The organism is Kangiella aquimarina DSM 16071, from assembly GCF_000374105.1.
In the GTDB taxonomy this organism is placed as follows: domain Bacteria; phylum Pseudomonadota; class Gammaproteobacteria; order Enterobacterales; family Kangiellaceae; genus Kangiella; species Kangiella aquimarina.
On the sequence record NZ_KB893651.1, the window covers coordinates 479,544 to 503,387 of the forward strand.

Consider the following 23,844-nt stretch of genomic DNA (forward strand, 5'->3'; position numbering starts at 1 on the left):
GATGGGGATGAGGGTAGGGTATGGAATTTGAGTCAATTAAAACCAATCATCTAATATCAATTCAACAACTTGCAACAGGCATCGCTAAGGCTAATGACTTGCAGGCTATGCTTGATTGTATTGTTGATCATATCTATTCCCAGCTGAAAAGTTTTGATTGCGCGCTATTTATCTATGAGTCCAGTCATCAGGAGCTAATCTGTTATTCCTACCGTAAACAGGGTGTCAGCGAAAAAGAATCCTTTAAACTCAAACCCGTAAAGCTTGGTGCTGGCATTATTGGTCATACTGCACAGACTCAGCGCACTACGAAAGTAGATGACACCGATCAGAGCAGTATTTTCGTGCAGGATCTTCAAAAGAATTATTCAGAACTTTGTGTTCCTATTCTTTTGGCAGACGAGCTGATTGGTGTTATCGATCTGGAGCATCCAGACAAATCCTTTTTTAGTGAAGAAGATGCCCAGTATGTCGAAACAATCGCATCAATGGTTTCCTACCTCATTAAACAACACAAGACTGAAGAAAAACTCCATCTAACTATCGAGAAGCTAAAATTTGACGAGAAAAAACTGCGCGACAAAGAGGTTTTTTATCGTAATTTAATGGAGCAGGCCAGTGACAGTATTTTTATACATGATCAATCCGGTCGATTTCTTGATGTAAATCAGCAAGCAGTTTTATCTCTCGGTTATTCACGAGAAAAATTACTGCAGATGCGGGTAAAAGATATCGATATTGAAAGTGGCCAGGGAATCAACAGTGGGACTGAATTTTACAAACGCTTGCGACCCGGTGAGCCTGTCGTGGTGGAATGTAAACATCAGAGAAAAGATGGCAGCGTTTTCCCTGTCGAGGTAAAGGTAGGTTTACTTACCGATGACAATATTATTGCGGTAGCGCGAGATGTGTCAAAGCGTCAGCAAGTTCTGAATGAATTGGATACTTCAAAACGCTTCATGCAGGATATTATCAATACTTCACCGGACGTCATCTATGTTTATGATTTTGAGAGAGATCTAATCATTGATGGTGCCGATCGCTTTGCCCGATACCTTGGCTATGAAGAGGACAGATTCGAAAGCTGGAGTTCTATACTGGAAATTATTCACCCTGACGATTCTCATACCTTGGAAACTCGTAGTGATAAAATCATGAACTCAAACTCTGATGAAGTGATTAAGTCAGAGGGTCGGTTTAAGAATGCTAATGGCGAATGGGTCTGGTTAAAAAATCATTGTAAAATTGTTAAGCGTACCGAACAGGGGTTGCCATTGATTGAGGTTGGAACAATCAGTGACATCACCCATCGTAAAGCCATGGAACGCGAACTCATAAATAAAGAAGAATATTACCGGGCTCTGGTTGAAAATGCTTTTGATGGTATTGTGCTTTATGATGAAAAGGGCAAGGTTCAGTTTCTCTCTAACAGCGTAGAGAAGCTACTGGGTTATAAGTCAGAAGACGTGAAACACAAAACTGGGATTGACTTTATCTTTCCAAGTGACGTTGAGCTGGTGCGTAAAGCATGGCATTGGGTTATAGCTCATCCCAATCAGATTTACCGGATTCCTGATTATCGTCTGGTAAAAAAAGATGGTGATGTAATCTGGGTTGAAAACACTCTAATAAACCTGCTGGGTGATCCAGTGGTTAATGGCATTATCAGTAATTTCAGAGATATCAGCCACAAAAAAAGCGCAGAACAATCGATTTATAAAATATCAAATTATGACTCACTAACCGAGTTGCCGAACCGTAATTTTTTGCGACAACAGATTGAGCGACAAATTAAAAAATCCAAAAATGGACCATTATCAATAAGCCTAGTTTATTTTGATATTGTGCAATTGAATAGTATTAATAATGCTATGGGGCACTGGGTTGGTGATCAGGTATTGCATTATGTGGCGCGAATCATTCGTGAGAACCTGGATGAGTTTGATTTGATTGCACGTTCCGGTAACGATGAGTTTGCAGTAGTGTTGACCGAGCAGAACCCCTTTGAAATTTCACAGTTGGTAGAACGAATTTTAGATTCATTTGACAACATTATTCGGATAGGAGATCTGGATCTTAAAGTATCTTTACGAGCAGGCATTGCAAGATATCCTGAGGATGCTGATAACGCTGAAGACTTGTTGAGCAGGGCGGAAGTAGCAGTAGGTCGAGTTAAAAACCTGAGTACACAGTATACCTTCTTCCAACCGCAGGATAGCGAGAGCATCCGCTATAGAATAAACCTTGAGAGAGAGCTTGTTCAGGCGATAGATGATGAAGCACTGGAGTTGTTTTACCAGCCAAAGGTCTGTTTAAGAACGGGAGTCATCGAGTCGGTAGAAGCTTTATTGCGCTGGAATCATCCGCAAAATGGATATGTTTCACCGCAAACCATCGTTAACATTGCAGAGGCCAATAGCCTTATCTACAAACTGACCAGTTGGGTTGTAGAGAATGCTGTTAAGCAAATTAAGGATTGGGCAGAAAAAGGTTTAAATACTCGAATCGCTGTTAATTTATCAGCGAGAGATATCCAACGAGAAGGATTTGAAGCTGACATCAGAAGCTCGCTTGAAAAGTATCAGGTCGACAGTACGCTTCTTGATATCGAGATAACTGAAAGTGCAGCGATGGCAAATATGGAGCACTCAGTTCACACACTTCGCCAATTGTCGGACTTAGGGATTGGCATAAGTCTGGATGACTTTGGGACGGGGTACTCTTCAATTAGTTATTTGGCAAGTCTGCCCGTGGATCTGGTTAAAATTGATCAGACCTTTATTCAAGGGTTAAAGCAGGCATCGGAACAGGCGGTCAAAGACAATCAGCTAATCATAAAGAATATCATTCGTCTGGCTGAGAGTTTTAAACTAGTGTCATTAGTTGAGGGTATCGAAACGATTGAGCAATGTCGTTTATTACAAAAATACAATTGTGATCTTGGCCAGGGATATCTGTTCAGCAAACCAAAATCAGCAAAAGATATTGAGCCACTACTGCGAAAAGGCTATATCGATATGGACATTTTCAAAATTGCCAAACCCAGCGTTAACGATTAAGCAGCATTTTAATCAAGTCTGTAGATTCCTTTGCAACTGCATCTGCTTTCCATTCAAGAATTTTATCCTCAGGCTGAATATAGCCATATTCAGCAACGACCGTTTTCATTCCCGCCGCGCGTCCCGCTGCAATATCACGCCAGGCATCGCCAACATAAACCGATTGGACTGGCTTTACACCCGCCTGCTGCGCAGCAAAGAAAAGTGGTTTCGGGTGTGGCTTAGTTGGCTTTACGGTATCGCCACATACCAGGCCGCTACAGGACTCTCGTAAGTTTAAAGCTTCTAACAGTGGAATGGTTAAAAACTCAGGTTTATTGGTTGCTATACCCCATGCAATATCAGATTCAGTCAGAGTATTAAGTAATTCTTTTAATCCCGCAAACAGTTCTGTATGAACGGCAATGTTGTCGGCGTAAATATTCAAATATTGTTTACGAAACTCGTCGAAGTCTTTGTGTCCTGGTTCTAGCCCAAAACCAATTCTGAGCATGGCAGCTGCGCCATGGGAAACGTAAGGGCGAATGTCCGAGAAGGGTAATGGCTCCTTGCCGTGAACTTCGCGCTGAATGTTCAGGGCCAAAGCCATATCCGGAGCCGTATCCAGTAAAGTACCATCCAGATCGAAAAAAACAGCGCGCAAATTGTTTAACATATAGGTCTCAAGTTCAGTTTATTCCGGTCTGGTATGCACCAGATAATTCACATCCACATTGTCACTTAACCAGTATTTTTTGGTTAATGGGTTGTAGTGCATGCCAATAATGCTTTGAAACGGTAGCCCGGCTGGACGACTCCAGGCTTCAAGTTCCGATGGGCGTATGAACTTTTTAAAGTCATGCGTGCCTTTGGGCAGCATTTGCAGAATATACTCGGCACCAACGATGGCGAATAAAAAGCTTTTGGGATTGCGGTTGATGGTTGAAAAGAATACATGACCATCAGGTTTAACTAATTTGCGACAGGCTTGGATTATTGAGGACGGGTCGGGGACATGCTCCAGCATTTCCAAACAGGTCACGACATCAAATTCCCCTGCATGTTTTTCTGCAAACTCTTCTGCGGTAATTTTCTGATAATCGATATCTAGCCCAGATTCGAGCATATGCAGTTTGGCAACTTCAAGCGGCATTTCGCCCATATCAATGCCGCTAACCTGAGCGCCTTCTTTGGCCATCGATTCAGTTAAGATTCCGCCGCCGCAGCCTATGTCTAAAACTTTTTTCCCCTGCAGGCCATTTGCCTGGTCTAGAATAAATTGCAGACGCAAAGGATTAATGTCATGTAACGGTTTAAAGTCACCTTCTTTATCCCACCAGCGGGAAGCCATCTGTTCGAACTTGTTGATCTCGTGTTGATCGACGTTGGCTTGATTTTCTGTAGTATTACTCATGACTTGGTTTGACCTTGAATTGCATTTTTCCAGTGGTTGGCTCGGTTAATGACTTCATCAATGTCGATGCCGACCAATTGCTGGTTGTTGAGTTTAATCGCACCATTAATCCAGACATGGCTGACCTGTTCGCGGCCTGCAGTATAAACGATTTGTGATACCGGGTCATAGACAGGTTGCGATTCGATGGTATTGAGGTTGATGGCAGTCAAGTCAGCAGCCTTGCCAACTTCGATTGAACCAACAATATCCTCCTGTCCTAATGCTTTGGCGCCACCATAAGTTGCAGCATGCAAAATATCATGGGCTGAACAAGCTTGCGCCGAGCCAGTAAAGACTTTTCCTAGCAGGGCTGCAGATTTCATTTCGGCCAGCATATTGAGATCATTGTTACTGGCGTTGCCGTCCGTTCCTATGGCAATATTGACGCCAGCGGTCATTAACTCCTGTACCGGACAAATTCCGCTGGCCAGTTTCATATTTGATTGAGGACAGTGAGCCACCGAAACACCGTTTTGTGCAAGCAGCTCCATTTCTCCGCGCTGCAGTTGGGTCATATGTACTGCAATCAGGTTTGGAGTGATCAGCCCAAGTTCTTCCAGGCGCTTAATAGGACGTTTGCCGGTGGCTTTCAGAGCTTCTTTAACCTCATGTGCCGTTTCATGGACATGCATGTGAACCGGAATAGCAAGCTCATTGCTCAGCGTGGCAATCTTTTTCAACGGTTCATCAGAAACGGTGTAAGGCGCATGAGGGGCAAAAGCAAACTGAATCATGTCATGATGTTTATAATCATCACGCAACTGAAGACCTTTTTTGAGGTAGTCTTCAGGACCGTTACCCCATACCGACGGAAAGTCAAACATCAACATGCCGACAGTTGCACGCATGCCTAATTTATGGGCAACTTTCGCGGTCATATTGGGCTGGAAATACATGTCATTGAAATTGGTGGTACCGCAGCGAAGCATTTCCGCTATCGCCAATGTTAAGCCATCTTCACAGAACTCATCGCTGACCCATTGGCGTTCAGCGGGCCAAATGTGATTTTCCAGCCAGATCATGAGTGGTAGGTCATCAGCCAGCCCTTTGAACAGGCTCATGGCTGCATGAGTATGGATATTGACAAGACCCGGAATCAGGGCGTGATCGGTTAGCTGAAAGTGCTGGTCAGTATTGTATTTGACGAGTACATCCGAGGTAGGCAGCAGCTCCAGAATCTGTCCTTTGTCGATAACCACGGAGTAATCGTTCAGAACCTTATCCGACTTTTTGCCATCCTTGCTTACCGGGATGACCCACTTGGCGCTTATTATTTGTTCAACAGTTTGACTCACAGCCAGCTCTTCAATATTTCAATGACTTAGGGTTCAGGATTATACCTAACAAGTGCTAAAAGCTCACCTTTTAGTCAGTTTGTTTCAGTCAGAGTGAAAAGCGCGTCAAAATGCTGTCATGGCGGGGCTTATAGCGTGATATTTAGTGGAATAAAATTAGCTTGAAAGAGGGCGTTGTGTTACAATTTTGCGCTTAAAAACATAAACCATACCGTTTGTGATAATTAATTATAACTATCAGATTTTAAAGGGTTTTTACAATGGGTGAACTTGCCAAAGAGATCCTCCCGATCAATATTGAAGATGAACTGAAAACTTCCTATCTTGATTATGCAATGAGTGTTATCGTCGGACGTGCATTACCGGATGTCCGAGATGGTTTAAAACCGGTTCACCGCCGTGTTTTATACGCCATGAACGTGCTTGGAAACGACTATAACAAGCCCTATAAAAAATCCGCCCGTGTTGTCGGTGACGTTATCGGTAAATACCACCCTCACGGTGATACCGCGGTATACGACACCATCGTTCGTATGGCGCAACCTTTCTCATTACGCTACATGCTGGTCGATGGTCAGGGTAACTTCGGTTCGATTGATGGCGACTCTGCGGCTGCGATGCGTTACACCGAAGTCAGAATGGACAAACTGGCTCATCAGTTGTTGGCTGATCTGGAAAAGGAAACGGTCGATTTTGAAGACAACTACGACGGCTCCGAATCAGAACCCACGGTACTTCCTACTCGCGTACCGAACCTGTTAATTAATGGTTCGTCCGGTATTGCGGTGGGTATGGCGACTAACATCCCACCTCATAACTTAACAGAAGTGATTGATGGCTGTTTGGCCTTAATTGATAACCCAGACATCACTATTTCTGAGTTGATGGAATACATCAAAGGTCCTGATTTCCCAACGGCGGCAATCATTAACGGTCGAGCAGGCATTATAGATGCCTATAATACTGGCCGCGGTAAAATTTATCTGCGTGCCCGTAGTCATGTTGAAACGGATGAGAAATCAGGCAAGCAATCAATCGTAGTTACAGAGCTTCCTTATCAGGTGAACAAGGCTCGATTGATTGAGAAAATTGCAGAGCTTGTCAAAGATAAAAAGATTGAAGGCATTACCGGTCTGCGCGATGAGTCCGATAAGGACGGTATGCGTATGGTGATTGAGTTACGCAAAGGTGAAGTGCCAGAAGTGGTGCTGAATAACCTATATGCCCAGTCTCAAATGCAGAATGTTTTCGGTATCAACATGGTGGCGTTGGATAACAACCAGCCACGCTTATTTAACTTGAAAGAAGCGATTGATGCCTTCGTGACTCACCGCCGTGAAGTCGTTACTCGCCGTACCATTTTTGAGTTACGTAAAGCACGCGAAAAAGCACACGTTTTAGAAGGTCTGGCGATTGCCCTTGCAAATATTGATGAAGTCATTGAGCTCATTAAGCAGTCGCCAACACCAAAAGAAGCTAAAGAAGAGTTGATGAATCGCAGCTGGGAACCTGGCCAGGTAAGCACCATGCTGGCGCGTGCCGGCACCGAAGCCTGTCGCCCAGAAGAGCTTGCTGCGGAATTCGGCTTCCATGATGGTTACTACAAGCTTTCTGATGCCCAGGCACAAGCCATTCTTGATTTGCGTTTACATAAATTAACAGGTCTTGAGCACGATAAAATTCTTGGTGAATATAAAGACTTATTAGGTCTTATAGAAGAGTTGTTACGCATTTTGATGAGCACTGAGCGATTGCTTGAAGTGATTCGCGAAGAGCTAGAGGAAGTGAAAGAAAACTTTGGTGATGCACGTCGTTCTGAGATTCTTGAAAGCAAGCTGGATTTGACCATTGCCGATCTGATCACAGAAGAAGATGTGGTAGTTACTTTATCTCATGAAGGCTACGTGAAATATCAGGCATTGTCAGAATACAAAGCGCAACGACGTGGTGGTCGTGGTAAGTCTGCAACCAAAATGAAGGATGAAGATTTCATCGAAAAACTATTGGTTGCTTCAACCCATGACACGATTCTCTGTTTCTCTTCTACAGGTAAAGTTTATTGGCTAAAAGTGTTTGAATTACCAAATGCTGGTCGTGGTTCTCGTGGTAAACCTATCGTCAATGTATTGCCACTTGAAGAGAACGAAAAAATTAATGCAATTCTACCGATCCGCGAGTTCTCTGAAGACAAGTTTGTATTCATGGCCACAGCGAACGGTACCGTTAAGAAAACATCGCTTGAACAGTTCTCGCGCCCACGTTCAAACGGCATTATCGCCTTAACTATTGCAGATGATGACGAGTTGATCAGTGTTGTTGAAACAGATGGCTCAAGTCACATTATGATGTTCAGTGATGCCGGTAAAGTGATTCGTTTTGATGAAGCCAATGTTCGCCCAATGGGCCGTACCGCTCGTGGTGTAAGAGGCATGAAATTGCCTGAAGGTGCTAAAGTCATACAGATGATCGTTGCCGAAGAAAATGGCTCAGTTTTAACGGCTACTGAAAATGGTTACGGTAAGCGCACATCGATGGAAGACCATCCATTACGTGGTCGTGGCGGCCAGGGTGTGATTTCTATCCAAATGAGTGATCGTAACGGTGCTGTTGTCAGTGCTGTTCCGGTTATTGATGGCGATGAAGTTATGCTGATCAGCAAAGGTGGTACTCTAATCCGTACTGGAGTTGATGATATCCGAGTGATGGGGCGTAACACGCAAGGTGTTCGTCTAATCAAGTTGGACGACGGTGAAACTTTAGTTGGCTTGCAGCGCATTGTTGAAATTGAGGATGATGAAGATGAAATCCTTGATGGTGAAGAGCTTGATAACGAAGCAACTGATGTAGCTGAGTCGAATGAGTCTGAGGCTCATACTGAGAGTGAGACTGACGAAGCAGGTGATGAGGAGTAAGCGTTAAGCTTGCTCCTTTGTTTTCTTAACAGGTGAGAGAACAGGCTACGACATGAACCGTGGTTTTAATTTTAGCGCTGGCCCTGCGGCGATGCCGACAGAAGTGTTAGAGCGAGCGCAGGAAGAGTTGCTTAATTGGAATGGCAATGGCTGTTCGGTTATGGAGTTTGGTCATCGAACGCCAGAGTTCACTGAGCTGCTTGAGCAAACGGAAGCCGATTTTAGAAAGCTTCTCAATATACCGGACCACTATCGTGTTTTATTCATGCATGGTAGTGCTTCCCATCAGTTCGCCATGGTGCCGATGAATTTTTTGGCTGCCCATGATACAGCTAATTATCTTGAGCAGGCGCACTGGTCTAAAAAAGCGATTAAAGAAGCACAGAACTTCGCCAATATCCATGTGCAGAAAGGCTTTCATCAGACTGAAGAAGGGCTGGCAATAGTTCCTGAATCAGAATGGCAGCTTGATGATGCTGGAAAATACCTACACTTCACATCTAATGAAACCATTGTCGGTGTGCAGTTCAAATCAGAGCCAAAAGCTTTTGCCGGTAAGCTGGTTTGCGATATGTGTTCTGATATTTTGTCGCGTCCGATTGATATTGAGCAGTACGCTTTAATCTATGCTGGAGCACAGAAAAATATCGGTCCATCGGGGATGACGGTCGTTGTCGTACGTGAAGATCTGTTCGAGCAAATGCAAACTCATCGTGTGCCATCATTATTCCAGTATCCATTAATGGCAGAGCATAAATCCATGTACAACACGCCCCCTAGTTTTGGCATTTATCTTGCCAGCCTGGTGTTTGAATGGTTGTTAGAGCAGGGGGGAGTGGAAGCCATTGAACAGGTTAATCAACAGAAAGCGCAGCTGCTCTATGATGCGATTGATGCTTCAAACTTTTTTCACTGTCCTGTAGCCAAAAACTCTCGCTCAGTGATGAATGTAGCTTTCACCCTCAGCAATCCGGAGCTTGATTCAATGTTTCTTCAACAGGCAAAAGAGCAGGGACTTCTGGCTTTAAAAGGGCATCGTGATTTTGGTGGTATGCGAGCCAGTATATACAACGCAATGCCGTTGGAAGGAGTGCAGACATTGGTTGATTTTATGCAGGAATTTGAGCGAAAGGTTTAGTATCAAATTGGTGATAAATCTAGAAAAGGCAGTCGATTGACTGCCTTTTTTTATTGCTATGATGTATATTCTTAGCGTTTTTCTGGCGGAATATGAGCAAGTTTCTCTATTAATTTTGCTTGTGACTCGTTATCAATTGGCGCGTAAACCTCTTTATGAGTCGCAGGTTGATATTCAAGTGAGACGCCATCTAAATAAGCTGATTTTGGTCTAATCGGACGTGGAACAAAACCTCCGCCACAATTCGGGCAAACATTGTGTAATATTTTTTCGACACAATCTCGACAAAAAGTACATTCATAAGTGCATATCATGGCCTCCGTCGAATTTGGGGGTAAAGACTTTCTACAGTTCTCGCAAGTTGGTCTTAATTCCAGCACTAAAGATCTCCTCTAATAAAAAAGGGCGACAGATTGTCGCCCTTACAATCACAAATCATTTCAGTCGTTTCTTCCCAGTAAATCTAAGAAAAACGCGTACTCCATTGCAGTTTGTTCAAGTCTTTTAAATCGACCTGACGCTCCACCATGACCAGCTTCCATGTTGGTATGGAACAGCAGCTTATTGTTATCCGTTTTGTATTCACGAAGTTTCGCAACCCACTTCATTGGTTCAAAGTATTGCACCTGCGAGTCATGAAGCCCCGTAGTTACCAACATATTGGGATAGTCCTGAGCTTTGACATTGTCATAAGGTGAATAAGATAGCATGTACTCGTAGGAGTCTTTGTTATTCGGGTTACCCCACTCGTCGTACTCGTTGGTGGTTAACGGTATTGATTCATCCAACATCGTGGTTACAACATCGACAAATGGTACATGGGCAGCAACTCCACGGTATTTTTCAGGAGCCATATTTATCACGGCACCCATTAGCAATCCACCAGCGCTACCACCTGCAATGAAGACTTTATCTTTGGCGGCATATTTTTGATTTACCAAACCATCAGTAACGTCAATAAAGTCAGTGAATGTATTGATTTTATTGAACATTTTTCCATCTTCATACCATTGGCGTCCTAACATCTGACTACCTCGTATGTGAGCAATGGCAACAACGAAGCCTCGATCTACCAGTGATAACCAGTTGGAGCGGAAGTTTGCATCCATGGTTGCTCCATAAGAACCATACCCATATTGGTACAATGGATTTGTACCATCTTTCTTGAACATATCTTTACGGTAAACCAAGGATACGGGCACTTTTGCTCCATCTTTTGCTTCAATAAACAGTCTTTCACTCTGATAGTTATTTGGATCAAAATCGCCTAAAACTTTGTCCTGTTTAAGTAGCGTACTTTCGCCAGTGACCATATCAAAATCATAGATAGAGTCAGGAGTCGTCATACTTGAATAAGTATATCTTAGCGTGTTGCTAGTGAAATTCTTATTGGTAGAAAAGCGGGCTGCATAGGCAGGATCGTCAAAGCTGACCGATTTAAAAGAACTATCTGAAAGCTCCATCACGCGAATACTGGTTAATCCATTACTGCGTTCGGTAACAGCAATAAAGTCTTTAAATGCAACCACTCCGGTAATTTGGGTATCGTCTCGATGAGGGATAACTTCCTGCCAGGCTGACATATCCTGATGCTTATCCTGGTGTACTTTCATTAAGCGGAAGTTCTTCGCATCTTTATTGGTAAGGACATAGAAATAATCACCGGATTTAACGGTTGAATACTCGTGTCCTTCCTCAAGAGGGTAAAACAGTTGGAAATCACCTTCAGTAGGGGAGTTTGCATCCAGCAATCTTTCGCCTTTTGTTTCAGTACTGTAATGGCCTATTTTAATGAGAGAGCCATCCAGACTTTTACCCAGACCAGTGTAAAAAGTCGGGTCAGTTTCTTCATATACCAGAACATCTTCGCCTTGGGCTGTGCCTAGCTTATGGCGGAAAACCTGGTATCCCAATAAGGTTTGTGGGTCTTTGCGAATATAAAAGAGGTGCTGATTATCGTTAGCCCAAACTACACCGCCATTAGTATTTTCGAGTGTGTCGTCTAGCAGTTTACCGGTGGCTAAGTCCTTAAAGCGTAGGGTGTAAATACGGCGACCTACGGTATCATCGGAGTAGGCTAATATTTGCTGATTCGTGCTTACTTCTGTATCAGCTACATTAAAGTAATCATGCCCTTTAGCAAGCTCATTAACGTTAAGTAATACTTCTTCTTCTGCATCCAGTGAGCCTTTTTTTCGTGCATAAATCGGGTACTCACCGTCTTCCTCAAAACGAACATAGTAGAAATAGTCTCCCTGGCGATAAGGCACAGTAGACTTATCCTTTTCAAGCCGGCTAACCATTTCGTTATACAGCTTTTCTTGCAGACTCTTGGTATCTGCAAGCATGGTTTCTTTGTAGGTGTTCTCCGCTTCCAGATGAGCAAGAATCTCTGGGTCAGTGCGGCTGTCATCGCGCATCCAATAGTAGTGATCGACGCGTGTATCGCCATGAATGGTCATCTCATGAGCGAGTTTCTTGGCAACCGGTGGTTGTGGGCTTGTATCTGGTTGAGAATCTGACTGAGACTCTGTCATGCCAACCTCTTGAGTTGTCGGTTGAGGCGTAGTGTTTTTGTCGCTGGTAGCGAAATAGACACCTACACCAATCAAAACAATGCTAACTAAGGCCAGAAGGTACTTCATGCTAAGTCTTCCTTGGTTTCGTTTTTTAGATGTGATTTTTGAGGCACTCACTATATACCAATAAAATCATGAAAATCCAGCTTTGAGACTCTAGAGCAGCATTTGCAGGTTAAGGGGTGAAAATCGGACGCGTTTCAAGGATAATGTCGGCCATTTCAAGAATTGAATGGCATCGATTGAAATGATGCTGCTAAAAAGTCATTAGAGTGGAGTAAGTTATGAGTTGTGATTTTATCGCTTTGGCCAATAAAGGTGTTCAGGAGTTACACCCCTATCAGCCTGGAAAGCCAATTTCCGAGCTGGAAAGAGAGCTCGGCATTACCAATATCGTTAAATTGGCAAGTAATGAAAACCCTATCGGTATCAGTGCCAAAGCGAAGGCAGCTATGGAGAAGGAATTTGCTGATTTAGCACGTTACCCTGACGCAAACGGCTATTATTTGAAGGCCAAGCTGGCAGAGCGTACGGGCGTTGGTATTAATCAGATTACGCTTGGTAATGGCTCAAATGATGTTCTTGAGCTAATAGCCCGTGTCTTTGTCGCTCCTGAGCATGAGGTGATTTTTTCACAGCACGCGTTTGTGGTTTACCCAATTGTGACCCAGGCGATTGGGGCCAAGAAAGTAGTTATCCCTGCAAAAGACTGGGGCCACGACCTGGAAGCGACCGCAGCTGCCATAACGCCAAACACGCGTATGATTTTCATCGCTAACCCTAACAACCCAACTGGAACTTGGGTCAATAAGACCGACCTGAAAGCCTTTATGGATAAAGTCCCGCAAGATGTCATCGTGGTGGTTGATGAGGCGTATTATGAGTATGTTGAAGACTCGGAATACCCGCAAACGATTCCTTGGATCAAAGAATATCCGAATCTTATCGTGACCCGCACCTTCTCTAAAGCGTACGGTTTAGCGGGTGTTCGTGCTGGTTATGCCGTAGCCAATGAAGAAGTTACTGGCCTTATTAATCGTCCACGTCAGCCATTCAATATGAATTCATTGGCGTTGGCAGCTGCAGAAGCCGTTCTTGATGATCATGCATATTTGCAAAAAGCCCTAGATGTCAATAAATCCGGTATGCAGCAGCTTATCAGCGCGTTTAATGAATTGGGTTATGAATACATTCCTTCGGTCACAAACTTTATTACTGTAGACATGAAACAGGCTGCAGGTCCTTTGTACCAACAGATGCTGGAGCAGGGCGTTATTGTTCGTCCAGTTGCCAATTATGAAATGCCAAATCACTTGCGTATCAGTATTGGGCTTGAAGAAGAAAACGCCAAGTTTATTCGTGTCTTGCGCGAAATGACCAAGTAGTGATCCTATGACAGAAACCCATGAACATATACCGGTTATTGCCATTGACGGTCCTAGTGGCTCAGGCAAGGGTACTATCAGTCAAATTCTTGCAACAAAACTCGGCTATCATTTGCTGGATAGTGGTGCCTTATACCGCTTAACTGCTCTGTCAGTCATTGAGCAGGGTATCGATCCTGATAATACTGAGGCTGTTGCTAAGGCAGCTCTTAATCTAGATGTAGTATTTGAGCCTCAATTAGATGGCGAGCAAAAAGTGCTGCTAAATGCTCAGGATGTGGGAGTAAAACTGCGTCTGGACGAGACTAGTGCAATGGCTTCAAAAGTCGCGGCAATACCAGCGGTTAGAGAAGCTTTGTTGACTCGTCAGCGAAAGTTCAGAGAAAAGCCGGGACTGGTAGCAGATGGCAGAGACATGGGAACCGTTGTTTTTACCGATGCTGATTACAAGGTTTTCTTGACTGCAAGCCCCGAAATACGGGCTGAAAGACGGCATAAACAGTTGATCGAAAAGGGCGTAGATGCTAATATTTCGCACCTTTTAAAAAGCATCATCGATAGAGATGAGCGTGATCGCACTCGAACTGTGGCTCCTTTGGTGCCAGCAGAGGGTGCTTTTGTTATTGATAGCTCGCATTTATCTATTGATGAAGTGGTTCAGCAAATTCTTGATTTTATAGGGTTTTCTGAATAATTTTTTATTGCTGGCTCACATGGATGAATGAGTTGGCTTAACTAACTGACCCATGACTATAGGACCATAGTGTGGTGATTTAAACAAGCCTTTGTTTGGTAGATCAATACTCGATCAGCCGGCAAAGAATATCAGGTACTAACGAATGAGCGAAAATTTCGCACAACTTTTTGAAGAAAGTTTAGCAAACGTAGAAATGCGTCCAGGTGCAATCATCACTGGTGTGGTGGTTGATATTGACAACGAAGTTGTTGTTGTAAACGCTGGTTTGAAATCAGAAGGCGTTATCCCACGTAATCAATTCTTAAATGATTCGGGTGAGCTTGAAGTTTCTGTTGGCGATGAAGTTGAAGTAGCTTTGGACGCTGTAGAAGATGGTTTTGGTGAAACACGCCTATCACGTGAGCGCGCTAAGCGTTTTGCGGCTTGGGGTGTTTTGGAAGCTGCTCATGAAGCGAACGAAACAATCAAAGGTGTTATCACTGGTAAAGTTAAAGGTGGTTTCACTGTTGACGTACAATCAATCCGTGCCTTCTTGCCGGGTTCATTAGTAGACGTTCGTCCTGTACGTGATACAACACACCTGGAAGGTGTTGAGCTTGACTTTAAAGTTATCAAACTAGACCAAAAGCGTAACAACGTAGTGGTTTCTCGTCGTGCTGTTATCGAGTCAGAAAACAGTGCTGAGCGTGAAGAGCTTCTTGAGAATCTGGAAGAAGGTTCAGAGCTTAAAGGTATCGTTAAGAACCTTACCGATTACGGTGCGTTCGTTGACTTGGGTGGTATTGATGGCTTACTACACATCACTGACATGGCTTGGAAACGCATTAAGCACCCAAGCGAAGTGGTACAAGTTGGTGACGAAATCGACGTTAAGGTTCTTAAATTCGACCGTGAGCGTAACCGTGTATCACTAGGTATCAAGCAATTGGGTTCAGACCCATGGGTTGATATCAATGACCGTTACCCAGAAGGTGCACGTCTACAAGGTCGTGTAACTAACCTGACTGACTACGGTTGTTTCGTAGAAATCGAAGACGGTGTTGAAGGTTTGGTTCACGTTTCTGAAATGGACTGGACTAACAAAAACATCCACCCATCTAAAGTGGTTAACTTGGGTGATGAAGTTGAAGTTATGGTTCTTGATATCGATGAAGAGCGTCGTCGTATCTCTCTAGGTATCAAGCAATGCGTACCAAATCCTTGGAACGAATTCGCTGCAACTCATAACAAAGGCGACAAGGTATCTGGTAGCATCAAGTCTATCACTGACTTTGGTATCTTCATTGGTCTTGACGGTGGTATCGACGGTCTTGTTCACTTGTCTGACATTTCTTGGACAGTTCCAGGTGAAGAAGCCGTACGTGATTACAAGAAAGGCGACGAAGTTGAAGCTGTTGTTCTAGCAGTTGACGCTGAGCGTGAGCGTATCTCTCTAGGTATCAAGCAAGTTGATTCAGACCCATTAGCTGAATACCTATCTGAGCATCCAAAAGGTAGCGTTGTTAAAGGTAAAGTTAAAGAAGTTGATGCAAAAGGTGCATTGATTGAATTAGCTGATAACATTGACGGCTACGTTCGTGCTTCAGATATCAGCACTGACCGTGTTGAAGATGCAAGCAAACACCTTAACGTTGGCGATGAAGTAGAAGCTAAATTTATGGGTGTTGACAAGAAAAACCGCAACTTGAACCTTTCTATTAAGGCGAAAGACGCTGCTGAAGAAGCTGCTGCAATTAAAGAATTCAGCAACGACGCTTCTGCTCCAGCAACATTAGGTGACTTGTTGAAAGAGCAATTAGGCGACGAATAATCGCATAATAATTGCTTTTAGCATCATGATCCAAATCAAGCCCGACTCAGGTCGGGCTTTTTTGTGCTTAGAAAAAGTGTAAAAAAGATCATATAATTAAAACAGTTAGGTGCATTTTCAGTTAAAATCCACCATACTGTAACCACAAGGTTTAACGACGTAAGGATAATGCCCATGACAAAATCGCAATTGATAGAGCGCTTAGTGGAGAAGAATCCACAGCTATCAGTACGTGATGTCGAACTGGTAGTAAAATCCATGTTAGATCAAATGTCGGAGTCTCTGGCAGATGGAGACCGCATTGAGATCCGTGGCTTTGGTAGCTTCTCGCTACACTACAGAGCGCCACGCGTAGGCCGTAATCCTAAAACTGGAGAATCGGTTAAGCTAGATGGTAAATACGTTCCGCACTTCAAACCAGGTAAAGAGTTAAGAGAGCGGGTAAACGACGGACAGGATAAACCTATCAAGCCATAGGTGCTCTAAATAATTAAACTCTGACCAATAGCGGAGATTACCTTGCGACAACTTTTCGCGATCATACTATTTATTGCCTTACTGATTCTCAGTACTGTATTTGCCTTGAATAACAATCAACCGATTGTGGTGGACTACCTTTTTGGGGAATCTGAGCTGGCATTATCGACCCTGATATTTTGGGTAGCATTAATTGGACTGTTACTTGGAATTTTGGCTATGACCATTGCACTATTGAAACTTAGAGTGCAGCTTAAGCGCTGTCAAAACAGGCTAAGTAAAGCTGAACAGGAATTGAAGAATTTGAGGACTGCGCCGGTCAAGGATACGGTTTGAAATGAATGATTGGTTTTTGTATGGGGTGCTAGCGTTGCTTCCCATTGCAGCTTATTCTGGTTATCGCCTGGGCCGTAAACAACGAAAAGAACAGAAATCTTCCAATGGCAGCTTATCTAGCAACTATATTAAGGGATTAAACTATCTGCTGAATGAACAGGCAGATAAGGCGGTTGATACCTTTATCGATCTTCTTACCGTAGATACCGATACTGTTGAGACGCATCTTGCCCTAGGCAATTTATTCCGCAAACGAGGTGAAGTAGACCGCGCGATTAGACTTCACCAAAATCTTATCGCACGTCCCCAGCTTAAAACAGAGGATCGTAATACTGCCCTATATCAACTGGGTCTAGATTATAACGCAGTTGGTATGTATGACCGTGCTGTAAGCCTGTTTAATGAACTTCTTTCCGATCCTGAACATAAGTCTGAGTCTTTGCATCAGCTCCTTAATATCTATCAGCTCACAAAAGACTGGGATCAGGCAGCAAAAATAGCCGAGCAGCTCCAGTCATCATTAGGGGAGGAGCAATCTAAGCCTTTAGCTCATTTTTATTGCGAATTAGCCGATCAGAAGCAAATTGAAGGTGATATTAAAGCAGCATTAGCAAACTTAAAAAAAGCTCTATCGATCAATCCTGACTCGGTTAGAGCCAGTATCTTGCAAGGTGATATTTACTTACAACAAAGTAATTTTAAGCAGGCAATTAAGGCCTATCAGCGAATTCTCAAGCAGGATATCGCTTTTTTGCCAGAAGCATTGCCAAAAATCGCAGAAGCGTATAATGCTCAACACGACCTGAAAGGTTATAAGCAATTTCTGAATGAGAGTTTGCAGCATGATGCTGGCGTCTCCTTGCTCATTGAACTGTCAAAGATTATTCAGAAAGAGAGCGGTGACAAGGCTGCTGCATTACTGATAGGCGAATATCTTCAGGATAAGCCTTCTCTAAAAGGCTTACACCGATTAATCTCACTCCATATTGAGCACGCTCAGGAATCTGCAAAACCAAGCTTGCAGTTACTTGATGGCATTGTCGAAAAGTTATTACAAAGAAAGCCACGTTATGAGTGCCAAAATTGCGGATTCCACACCAAAGCAATTTATTGGCAGTGCCCAAGTTGTAAAGAGTGGAGTTCTGTTAAACCCATAAAAGGCATAGAAGGCGAGTAATGTAATGTCTGACCCCAAAATTCTTGTAGCACTTGATTACGATAACCAGCAGCAAGCGTTGCAGCTGGTTGATAAATTAAAGCCAGAACTGTGTGGGCTCAAAGTGGGTAAGGAAATGTTTACCCTGTTTGGCCCTGAGTTCGTTAAGACACTCGTAAACAAAGGCTTCAAAGTCTTTCTAGACCTGAAATTTCACGATATACCTAATACTGTCGCAAAGGCCTGTAAGGCCGCTGCTGAGCTTGGAGTGTGGATGGTTAACGTTCATGCCTCCGGAGGCAGTAAAATGATGCACGCAGCTCGTGAGGCGCTAGAGGGATATGATAATCGTCCTTTATTGATCGCTGTGACATTATTAACCAGTATGGATGAAGTTGCTTATAGTGAAATCGGTTTCAAACGAGACCTGCCCGAACAGGTTGAGCATCTTGCCGGTATTGCTAAGTCCGCCGGACTTGATGGTGTTGTTTGCTCCGCTTGGGAAGCGAGACGACTAAAAACTCAGCTAGGAGACGAGTTTAAATTAGTAACACCAGGGATTCGTCCACCTGGCAGTGAAATAGGCGATCAAAGTCGAATCATGACGCCTGAGCAGGCTGTTGTCGCTGGCTCTGACTTCCTGGTCATTGGTCGTCCAATCACAAAAGCTAGCGATCCACTAAAAGCACTGTACGACATTTCTGAAAGCATTGTGAGCTAGTTGTTTTCATTATCTCCAAATAATATTCTCCATCCTGTCGCATGACAGCGGCAAAAAAGGATATTAAAAACAAGGAGATAATCATGAAAAAAATCGCTTTAATACTTTCACTATTATTAGCTGTAACTTCTCAAACACTAATTGCAAAGGAACGAGGCGGATTGTCCGCAGCAAACGGTAAAGGAGCTACCGAGCAGGTACTAACTGTTAATATTAACAGTGCGGATGCAAAGGAACTTTCCAGAGTATTGACTGGTGTAGGTTTGAAAAAAGCTGAAGCCATAATCGAATATCGTGAGAAGTTTGGGCCATTTAAATCTGCTAACGAGCTTACTGCTGTTAAAGGAATTGGCGAGAAAACGGTAGAGAAAAACAAAAGCAAAATTAAGCTGTAGTCAGATACCAATAAACAAAGCCCAATGTAATTTGGGCTTTGTTGTATTTATAGGCTTTAAAATATGTTTGCAAATTAAGGATCGGACCTTTTTGATTTAAGAATGGTTTTAAGTGCTGGTCCATTAAGCAATTGCTTAGGCCATAGTAGGCCGAGAATTATACCCTGAATAAAGCCAATAATGTGTGACTCCTCTATAACGGCACCGCCTAGAAAGTCATCATATTCTGCTTCGACTCCAATTATTTGAGGCAAAAATATCTTAATGCCAACTATGAGTAGTAGCACGCCACTAATCTTTACCCCAAGTCTTAGTTCTGCAGTAGCACAAGCAGCAATCAAACCATACAGTGCGCCTGACATTCCGACATAATGGGTGATATGCGGCGTCCAAAGGTGCATCGCTAAAATGTTGACGCAGTAGAGCAAAAGTACCCAGCTAATCCAATAGGATGGCCGTAGCAGTGGTTGAAAGATGAAACTGATTAACCAGAGACTCGCCAAGTTCATAACGGTGTGCCAGCCTCCCAGGTGTACGAGATTGGCGGTAATAAATCTCCACCACTGACCACTATCAACTAATACTCGATCATATGCCATCCATAAGTTAGATTGGGGCAAAAGTAAATAGCTGATAATGCAAATGTGACTTAGAAGTAATGCAAATACGTATTTTTTTAAAAATTGCGTCATAAAATATTTTTATCAAATGTAAAATTTAGTTCACACTTTTAATAATCAACTGTGGCTAAAATTTGTACAGGCTAAACGGATTGCGAAAATGAGAACCGTAAGGAATTCCTTTAAAAAGCAATGAGTTACGGAAAGCTCCCTAGGCAATTTGTTTTTCTTAATGCTATGTAAGTAAAGTTTATAGGCTTTTTTTTAGTAAATCATCCACTTAAGAGGAAAATATTATGTTTGAAACTATCGCTATGATCTGCTATTTATCTATCTCAGAACCACAATTTTTAGAAGCTCCTGAGTTCGAGCAACCACCAATAACCAGTATTTACACTGGCGGTATGGGTGGAGAGCCGGGAGATGACCCTAAGAAAGAGAAAGAGAATTGATAGAAACGCTAATTAATAACTTCAGCATACAAAATCTATTAAGCGACATATTTATTATGTCGCTAGTAGGTTGCGTTTTTATTCATTTGTTACTTACTAAGAACTCCAGACTAGTTGCGTTCAGTGTAGTGATACTAGTCATACAGTTCTTAAACTGGAATTTGTCGCCCATTTTGTGGCATGACTCTAATGCCAAATATATTTGGTACATTACTTGGATGGTAACTGATATATTGATTTTACTTTACGTTGCCTTCAGAGCTGTTACCAGTGGAAGAGTACTAAAGGAAGAGTTTGCCGTTTGTGTAGTAACAACAATTGCAATAAGTATTAACATAATCAGGTTCATTGAAAGACATTTTACTGACCTTACAATAATTAAAGAGCTTCAGGCATATGCTATGCCTGCCGTTAACATCTGCATCATATTAGCGTTATTAACACCAGTAGCTAAGCAACTGGTGGTAACTTTAGGAAGAAAAATCAATGGCATTACTATTTTTGGCCTACGGTTTAGTGTTAGCAGCGTTCGCAGCAGCGCTGTTCTGGCTAATCCTGAAAGCCTATCGCGGACGAATAGACGTTCCTTATGATGAGTACTCGCTAGATAGCGAATACGAGTCAAATGGCAACGTGATTGATTTATCAGCTTTTCAAAGAGCTGATATGATTGGTTTGCGTTTGCTTCAGGAATATTCACAAATTGAGTCGAGCAACTTGCCCGAGAAAGACAAGTTGAGAGAGATCCTATTGTGGAACCAGAAACTTCAAGAGTTTGAAGTTAACAATAGACGAATTATTCAATCCCGTGGTTTTTTAAAGCCTGTTCAGTTGCAAGGTGCAAAGTCGCCAGCTCCTACTGAGTTCACTCGTACCTAGAGTCATTTTCTATTAAATACAAAAAAGGCCTGCAGTTGCAGGCCTTTTTGTTACTGATTAGATAAAACTTCTATCAAGAAAAAGTGTTACTAGGATGCAAAAAGAATGAAAATAGATTATTTCAAATTTGCAATTCTTACGCCTAACTCTTCTTTACTACTATTGGCGCGGTAATTTTGGAGAATAAGTTCAGCTTTTTCTTCAGGACTTAGGTTTATACCACGTGTGGTAGATAAAGACTCCACCAACGCAATAATTTTACCGAGGGTATCAACTTCAGCACCGTAGTCTACCTGAGTGTAATACTCACTCATCGGTACCAGGGACAGTCGATAACCTAGTGCTCTAGCCAAACCATCAATTTTGTGAACACCTGGATCAGATGTTTTCCCCTCCAAAATTCGATAAATGGTCGACTGACTAATGTGAGCCTTATGCTGCATGGAGTAATCCGTCTCACCTAGGCTTTGCATAAGTTGTTTTAGTTGATCAATTATTTCGCTCATTCAGATTTCCTAAAAAAGATGCAAATTCGGTTTGATTTGTATGCATATTTGCATTATTATTTAAACCAAGTTCTGAAATGCATTCGATAGCTATTTGTATCACAGAGTGAAAGACAAATAAAGTATTGAATTGTATCGAAACAAAGTTTCCATTTCAGAAAAGGGGTACAGCCCCAATTAGTTTTCCTTCAGCTATATGGTGGGATTTGGCCGAGATTCTTATCTCGGCTTTTTTTTGCCTGTCCTGTCTACTCAAGTGTGTTGCTGGTTACCATGCGATATTCATTATGTAGGTTGATTTGTAATCAATCACACTCGCTGGTAAACTCCGCGCTCTTTTTAGTCAGATATAGAGTTTTCATGCTCATTAGTCCGCCATAGCGCATATTTCTCTAAGATAACATTTCTTGTTGTCACTTTGCTCGCCGCTGGCTGCGAGATTTCCTGTTGGTTAAATGCGGCTTTACTGTCGCGATTCTTATTTACGGTTATTACAATGCTTCAAACTATAAAAAGAGATTGGTTCTCTAACATCAGAGGCGATCTGCTCGCCGGTTTAGTGGTTGCTCTGGCCTTAATACCAGAAGCCATTGCATTCTCTATTATTGCAGAAGTTGACCCTAAGGTTGGTCTTTATGCTTCCTTCTGCATTGCAGTTATTATTGCCTTTGTCGGTGGTCGCCCAGGTATGATTTCTGCTGCTACAGGCGCCATGGCTTTGCTAATGGTTACTTTAGTGAAAGAACATGGGTTGCAATATCTATTAGCAGCTACAGTCTTAACAGGTGTCTTGCAAATCATTGCAGGATTTTTACGATTGGATAATTTGATGCGCTTTGTATCTCGATCCGTTGTTACCGGTTTTGTTAATGCCTTGGCAATATTAATTTTCATGGCACAAGTACCTGAGCTTATTAATGTAACCTGGCATGTTTATGCAGTTGCTATTGCCGGTCTATGCATCATTTATTTATTTCCATTAATCCCTGTAATAGGAAAAGTCATTCCTTCACCATTGGTTTGTATTGTAGGTCTTACAATTATCGTTGTTGCATTGGGCTGGGAGATTCCAAATGTGGGCGGGAAAGGGGAGCTACCGGATACCTTACCAGTGTTCTTATGGCCAGATGTCCCTCTTAATTTAGATACATTGATAATTATCTTCCCTTATTCTGCTGCTTTGGCGGTAGTTGGCTTATTGGAATCATTAATGACCGCAGGAATCGTTGATGACTTAACCGATACTACGAGCAACAAGAATCGTGAATGTAAAGGGCAGGGAATTGCCAATATCGGTGCTGGTTTGATGGGCGGGATGGCAGGTTGTGCGATGATCGGACAATCTGTGATCAATGTTAAATCCGGTGGACGCGGACGTTTGTCCACTTTTGTTGCAGGTATAGTGCTAATTATATTAGTGGTGTTTCTTGATGAGTGGATTAGTTTGATTCCGATGGCTGCTTTGGTTGCCGTTATGACAATGGTTTCAATAGGTACTTTTTCCTGGTCATCTATCAGAGACTTACGCAAGCATCCAATGTCGACTAACTTAGTTATGGTGACAACGGTTGCGGTTGTTGTGGCTACTCATAACCTGGCTATTGGTGTGTTCGTAGGTGTTTTAATGGCTGCCTTGTTCTTTGCGAATAAAATCAGCCGTTTTATGGTTATCAAGCGTAAAGCGGAACAAACTGATTTAACACGCTACTATGAAGTTATTGGTCAGGTATTCTTTGCCTCAGCGGAAAAATTCATTGGTTCATTTGATTTCAAAGAGGCTATAGATGAAGTGACCATTGATTTAAGCCATGCACACTTCTGGGATATTACAGCGGTTGGAGCATTAGATAATGTAGTAATTAAGTTCCGTCGAGAGGGCACTCATGTGAATGTCGTCGGGCTGAACGAAGCCTCAAAGACTGTGGTCGATAAGTTTAGTATTTACGATAATCCTGAAGAAGTTGAAAAGCTGATGTCTGGGCATTAGTCTGA

General features: G+C 42.7%; 21 protein-coding genes. 14 read left to right on the plus strand and 7 right to left on the minus strand.

Annotation, left to right across the window (positions count from 1 at the left end):
* Positions 1-20: 20 nt before the first annotated feature.
* Positions 21-3,059 (plus strand): EAL domain-containing protein, encoded by a 3,039-nt coding sequence (locus B158_RS0111595; protein WP_018625551.1) that lies wholly within the window; start codon positions 21-23, stop codon positions 3,057-3,059.
* On the opposite strand, the gene B158_RS0111600 is transcribed toward B158_RS0111595, so the two are convergent.
* The 3 genes from B158_RS0111600 to B158_RS0111610 are packed head-to-tail and all read right to left on the minus strand — an operon-like array spanning position 3,049 to position 5,789.
* On the minus strand, positions 3,049-3,714 hold the full coding sequence (locus tag B158_RS0111600; RefSeq protein ID WP_018625552.1) for an HAD family hydrolase: 666 nt from the start codon (positions 3,712-3,714) through the stop codon (positions 3,049-3,051). The genes B158_RS0111595 and B158_RS0111600 overlap by 11 nt on opposite strands.
* Before the next feature lie 18 nt (positions 3,715-3,732).
* Positions 3,733-4,452, minus strand: coding sequence for a bifunctional 2-polyprenyl-6-hydroxyphenol methylase/3-demethylubiquinol 3-O-methyltransferase UbiG (gene ubiG / locus B158_RS0111605; RefSeq protein WP_018625553.1), 720 nt, complete (start codon positions 4,450-4,452; stop codon positions 3,733-3,735).
* Positions 4,449-5,789, minus strand: coding sequence for a TRZ/ATZ family hydrolase (locus B158_RS0111610; protein ID WP_018625554.1), 1,341 nt, complete (start codon positions 5,787-5,789; stop codon positions 4,449-4,451). Before B158_RS0111610 ends, ubiG begins: the two co-directional genes overlap by 4 nt.
* Positions 5,790-6,049: 260 nt before the next feature.
* On the opposite strand from B158_RS0111610, the gene gyrA reads away from it, so the two are divergent.
* Positions 6,050-8,701, plus strand: coding sequence for a DNA gyrase subunit A (gene gyrA, locus B158_RS0111615; RefSeq protein ID WP_018625555.1), 2,652 nt, complete (start codon positions 6,050-6,052; stop codon positions 8,699-8,701).
* Positions 8,702-8,753: 52 nt separating this feature from the next.
* A complete protein-coding gene (gene serC, locus B158_RS0111620; RefSeq protein WP_018625556.1) occupies positions 8,754-9,839 on the plus strand; it encodes a 3-phosphoserine/phosphohydroxythreonine transaminase in 1,086 nt (361 codons plus the stop codon).
* A 71-nt stretch (positions 9,840-9,910) separates the two neighbouring features.
* Here the strand turns inward: serC and B158_RS13335 are convergent, their stop codons facing one another.
* Both B158_RS13335 and B158_RS0111630 read right to left on the minus strand, forming a co-directional pair.
* Positions 9,911-10,219: a DUF1272 domain-containing protein gene (locus B158_RS13335; RefSeq protein ID WP_071989670.1), complete on the minus strand. Its 309-nt coding sequence runs from the start codon at positions 10,217-10,219 to the stop codon at positions 9,911-9,913.
* A gap of 60 nt (positions 10,220-10,279) precedes the next feature.
* The gene (locus B158_RS0111630; protein WP_018625559.1) at positions 10,280-12,484 is read right to left on the minus strand and encodes a S9 family peptidase; all 2,205 of its coding nucleotides are present in this window, start codon (positions 12,482-12,484) and stop codon (positions 10,280-10,282) included.
* A 218-nt stretch (positions 12,485-12,702) separates the two neighbouring features.
* Here B158_RS0111630 and hisC point away from each other — a divergent pair, with 218 nt between their 5' ends.
* From hisC to B158_RS0111670, 8 genes are all read left to right on the plus strand, one after another.
* Positions 12,703-13,803: a histidinol-phosphate transaminase gene (gene hisC / locus B158_RS0111635; protein ID WP_018625560.1), complete on the plus strand. Its 1,101-nt coding sequence runs from the start codon at positions 12,703-12,705 to the stop codon at positions 13,801-13,803.
* A gap of 7 nt (positions 13,804-13,810) precedes the next feature.
* Complete coding sequence (gene cmk / locus B158_RS0111640) at positions 13,811-14,497, plus strand: (d)CMP kinase (protein ID WP_018625561.1); 687 nt, start codon at positions 13,811-13,813, stop codon at positions 14,495-14,497.
* Between the two features lie 145 nt (positions 14,498-14,642).
* A complete protein-coding gene (rpsA, locus tag B158_RS0111645) occupies positions 14,643-16,310 on the plus strand; it encodes a 30S ribosomal protein S1 (protein ID WP_018625562.1) in 1,668 nt (555 codons plus the stop codon).
* Positions 16,311-16,484: 174 nt separating this feature from the next.
* A complete protein-coding gene (gene ihfB / locus B158_RS0111650; protein WP_018625563.1) occupies positions 16,485-16,787 on the plus strand; it encodes an integration host factor subunit beta in 303 nt (100 codons plus the stop codon).
* Between the two features lie 105 nt (positions 16,788-16,892).
* Positions 16,893-17,123 carry a lipopolysaccharide assembly protein LapA domain-containing protein gene (locus B158_RS0111655; protein WP_228127109.1) on the plus strand — a complete coding sequence of 77 codons (231 nt, stop codon included), beginning with the start codon at positions 16,893-16,895 and terminating at the stop codon, positions 17,121-17,123.
* Between the two features lies 1 nt (position 17,124).
* Positions 17,125-18,300, plus strand: a complete 1,176-nt coding sequence (gene lapB, locus B158_RS0111660; protein WP_018625565.1) for a lipopolysaccharide assembly protein LapB — start codon at positions 17,125-17,127, stop codon at positions 18,298-18,300.
* A 4-nt stretch (positions 18,301-18,304) separates the two neighbouring features.
* Positions 18,305-19,000 (plus strand): orotidine-5'-phosphate decarboxylase, encoded by a 696-nt coding sequence (gene pyrF / locus B158_RS0111665; RefSeq protein WP_018625566.1) that lies wholly within the window; start codon positions 18,305-18,307, stop codon positions 18,998-19,000.
* Positions 19,001-19,083: 83 nt separating this feature from the next.
* Positions 19,084-19,395 carry a ComEA family DNA-binding protein gene (locus B158_RS0111670; protein WP_018625567.1) on the plus strand — a complete coding sequence of 104 codons (312 nt, stop codon included), beginning with the start codon at positions 19,084-19,086 and terminating at the stop codon, positions 19,393-19,395.
* A 74-nt stretch (positions 19,396-19,469) separates the two neighbouring features.
* Here the strand turns inward: B158_RS0111670 and rrtA are convergent, their stop codons facing one another.
* Positions 19,470-19,994: a rhombosortase gene (gene rrtA, locus B158_RS0111675; protein ID WP_265596419.1), complete on the minus strand. Its 525-nt coding sequence runs from the start codon at positions 19,992-19,994 to the stop codon at positions 19,470-19,472.
* Between the two features lie 317 nt (positions 19,995-20,311).
* Here rrtA and B158_RS13480 point away from each other — a divergent pair, with 317 nt between their 5' ends.
* The gene (locus tag B158_RS13480) at positions 20,312-20,467 is read left to right on the plus strand and encodes a hypothetical protein (RefSeq protein WP_018625569.1); all 156 of its coding nucleotides are present in this window, start codon (positions 20,312-20,314) and stop codon (positions 20,465-20,467) included.
* Positions 20,468-20,953: 486 nt separating this feature from the next.
* Positions 20,954-21,346, plus strand: a complete 393-nt coding sequence (locus tag B158_RS0111685) for a hypothetical protein (RefSeq protein ID WP_018625570.1) — start codon at positions 20,954-20,956, stop codon at positions 21,344-21,346.
* A gap of 116 nt (positions 21,347-21,462) precedes the next feature.
* Here the strand turns inward: B158_RS0111685 and B158_RS0111690 are convergent, their stop codons facing one another.
* A complete protein-coding gene (locus B158_RS0111690; protein ID WP_018625571.1) occupies positions 21,463-21,852 on the minus strand; it encodes a helix-turn-helix domain-containing protein in 390 nt (129 codons plus the stop codon).
* 496 nt (positions 21,853-22,348) lie between these two features.
* Here B158_RS0111690 and B158_RS0111695 point away from each other — a divergent pair, with 496 nt between their 5' ends.
* Positions 22,349-23,839 (plus strand): SulP family inorganic anion transporter, encoded by a 1,491-nt coding sequence (locus B158_RS0111695; protein ID WP_018625572.1) that lies wholly within the window; start codon positions 22,349-22,351, stop codon positions 23,837-23,839.
* The last annotated feature ends 5 nt before the right edge of the window (positions 23,840-23,844 follow it).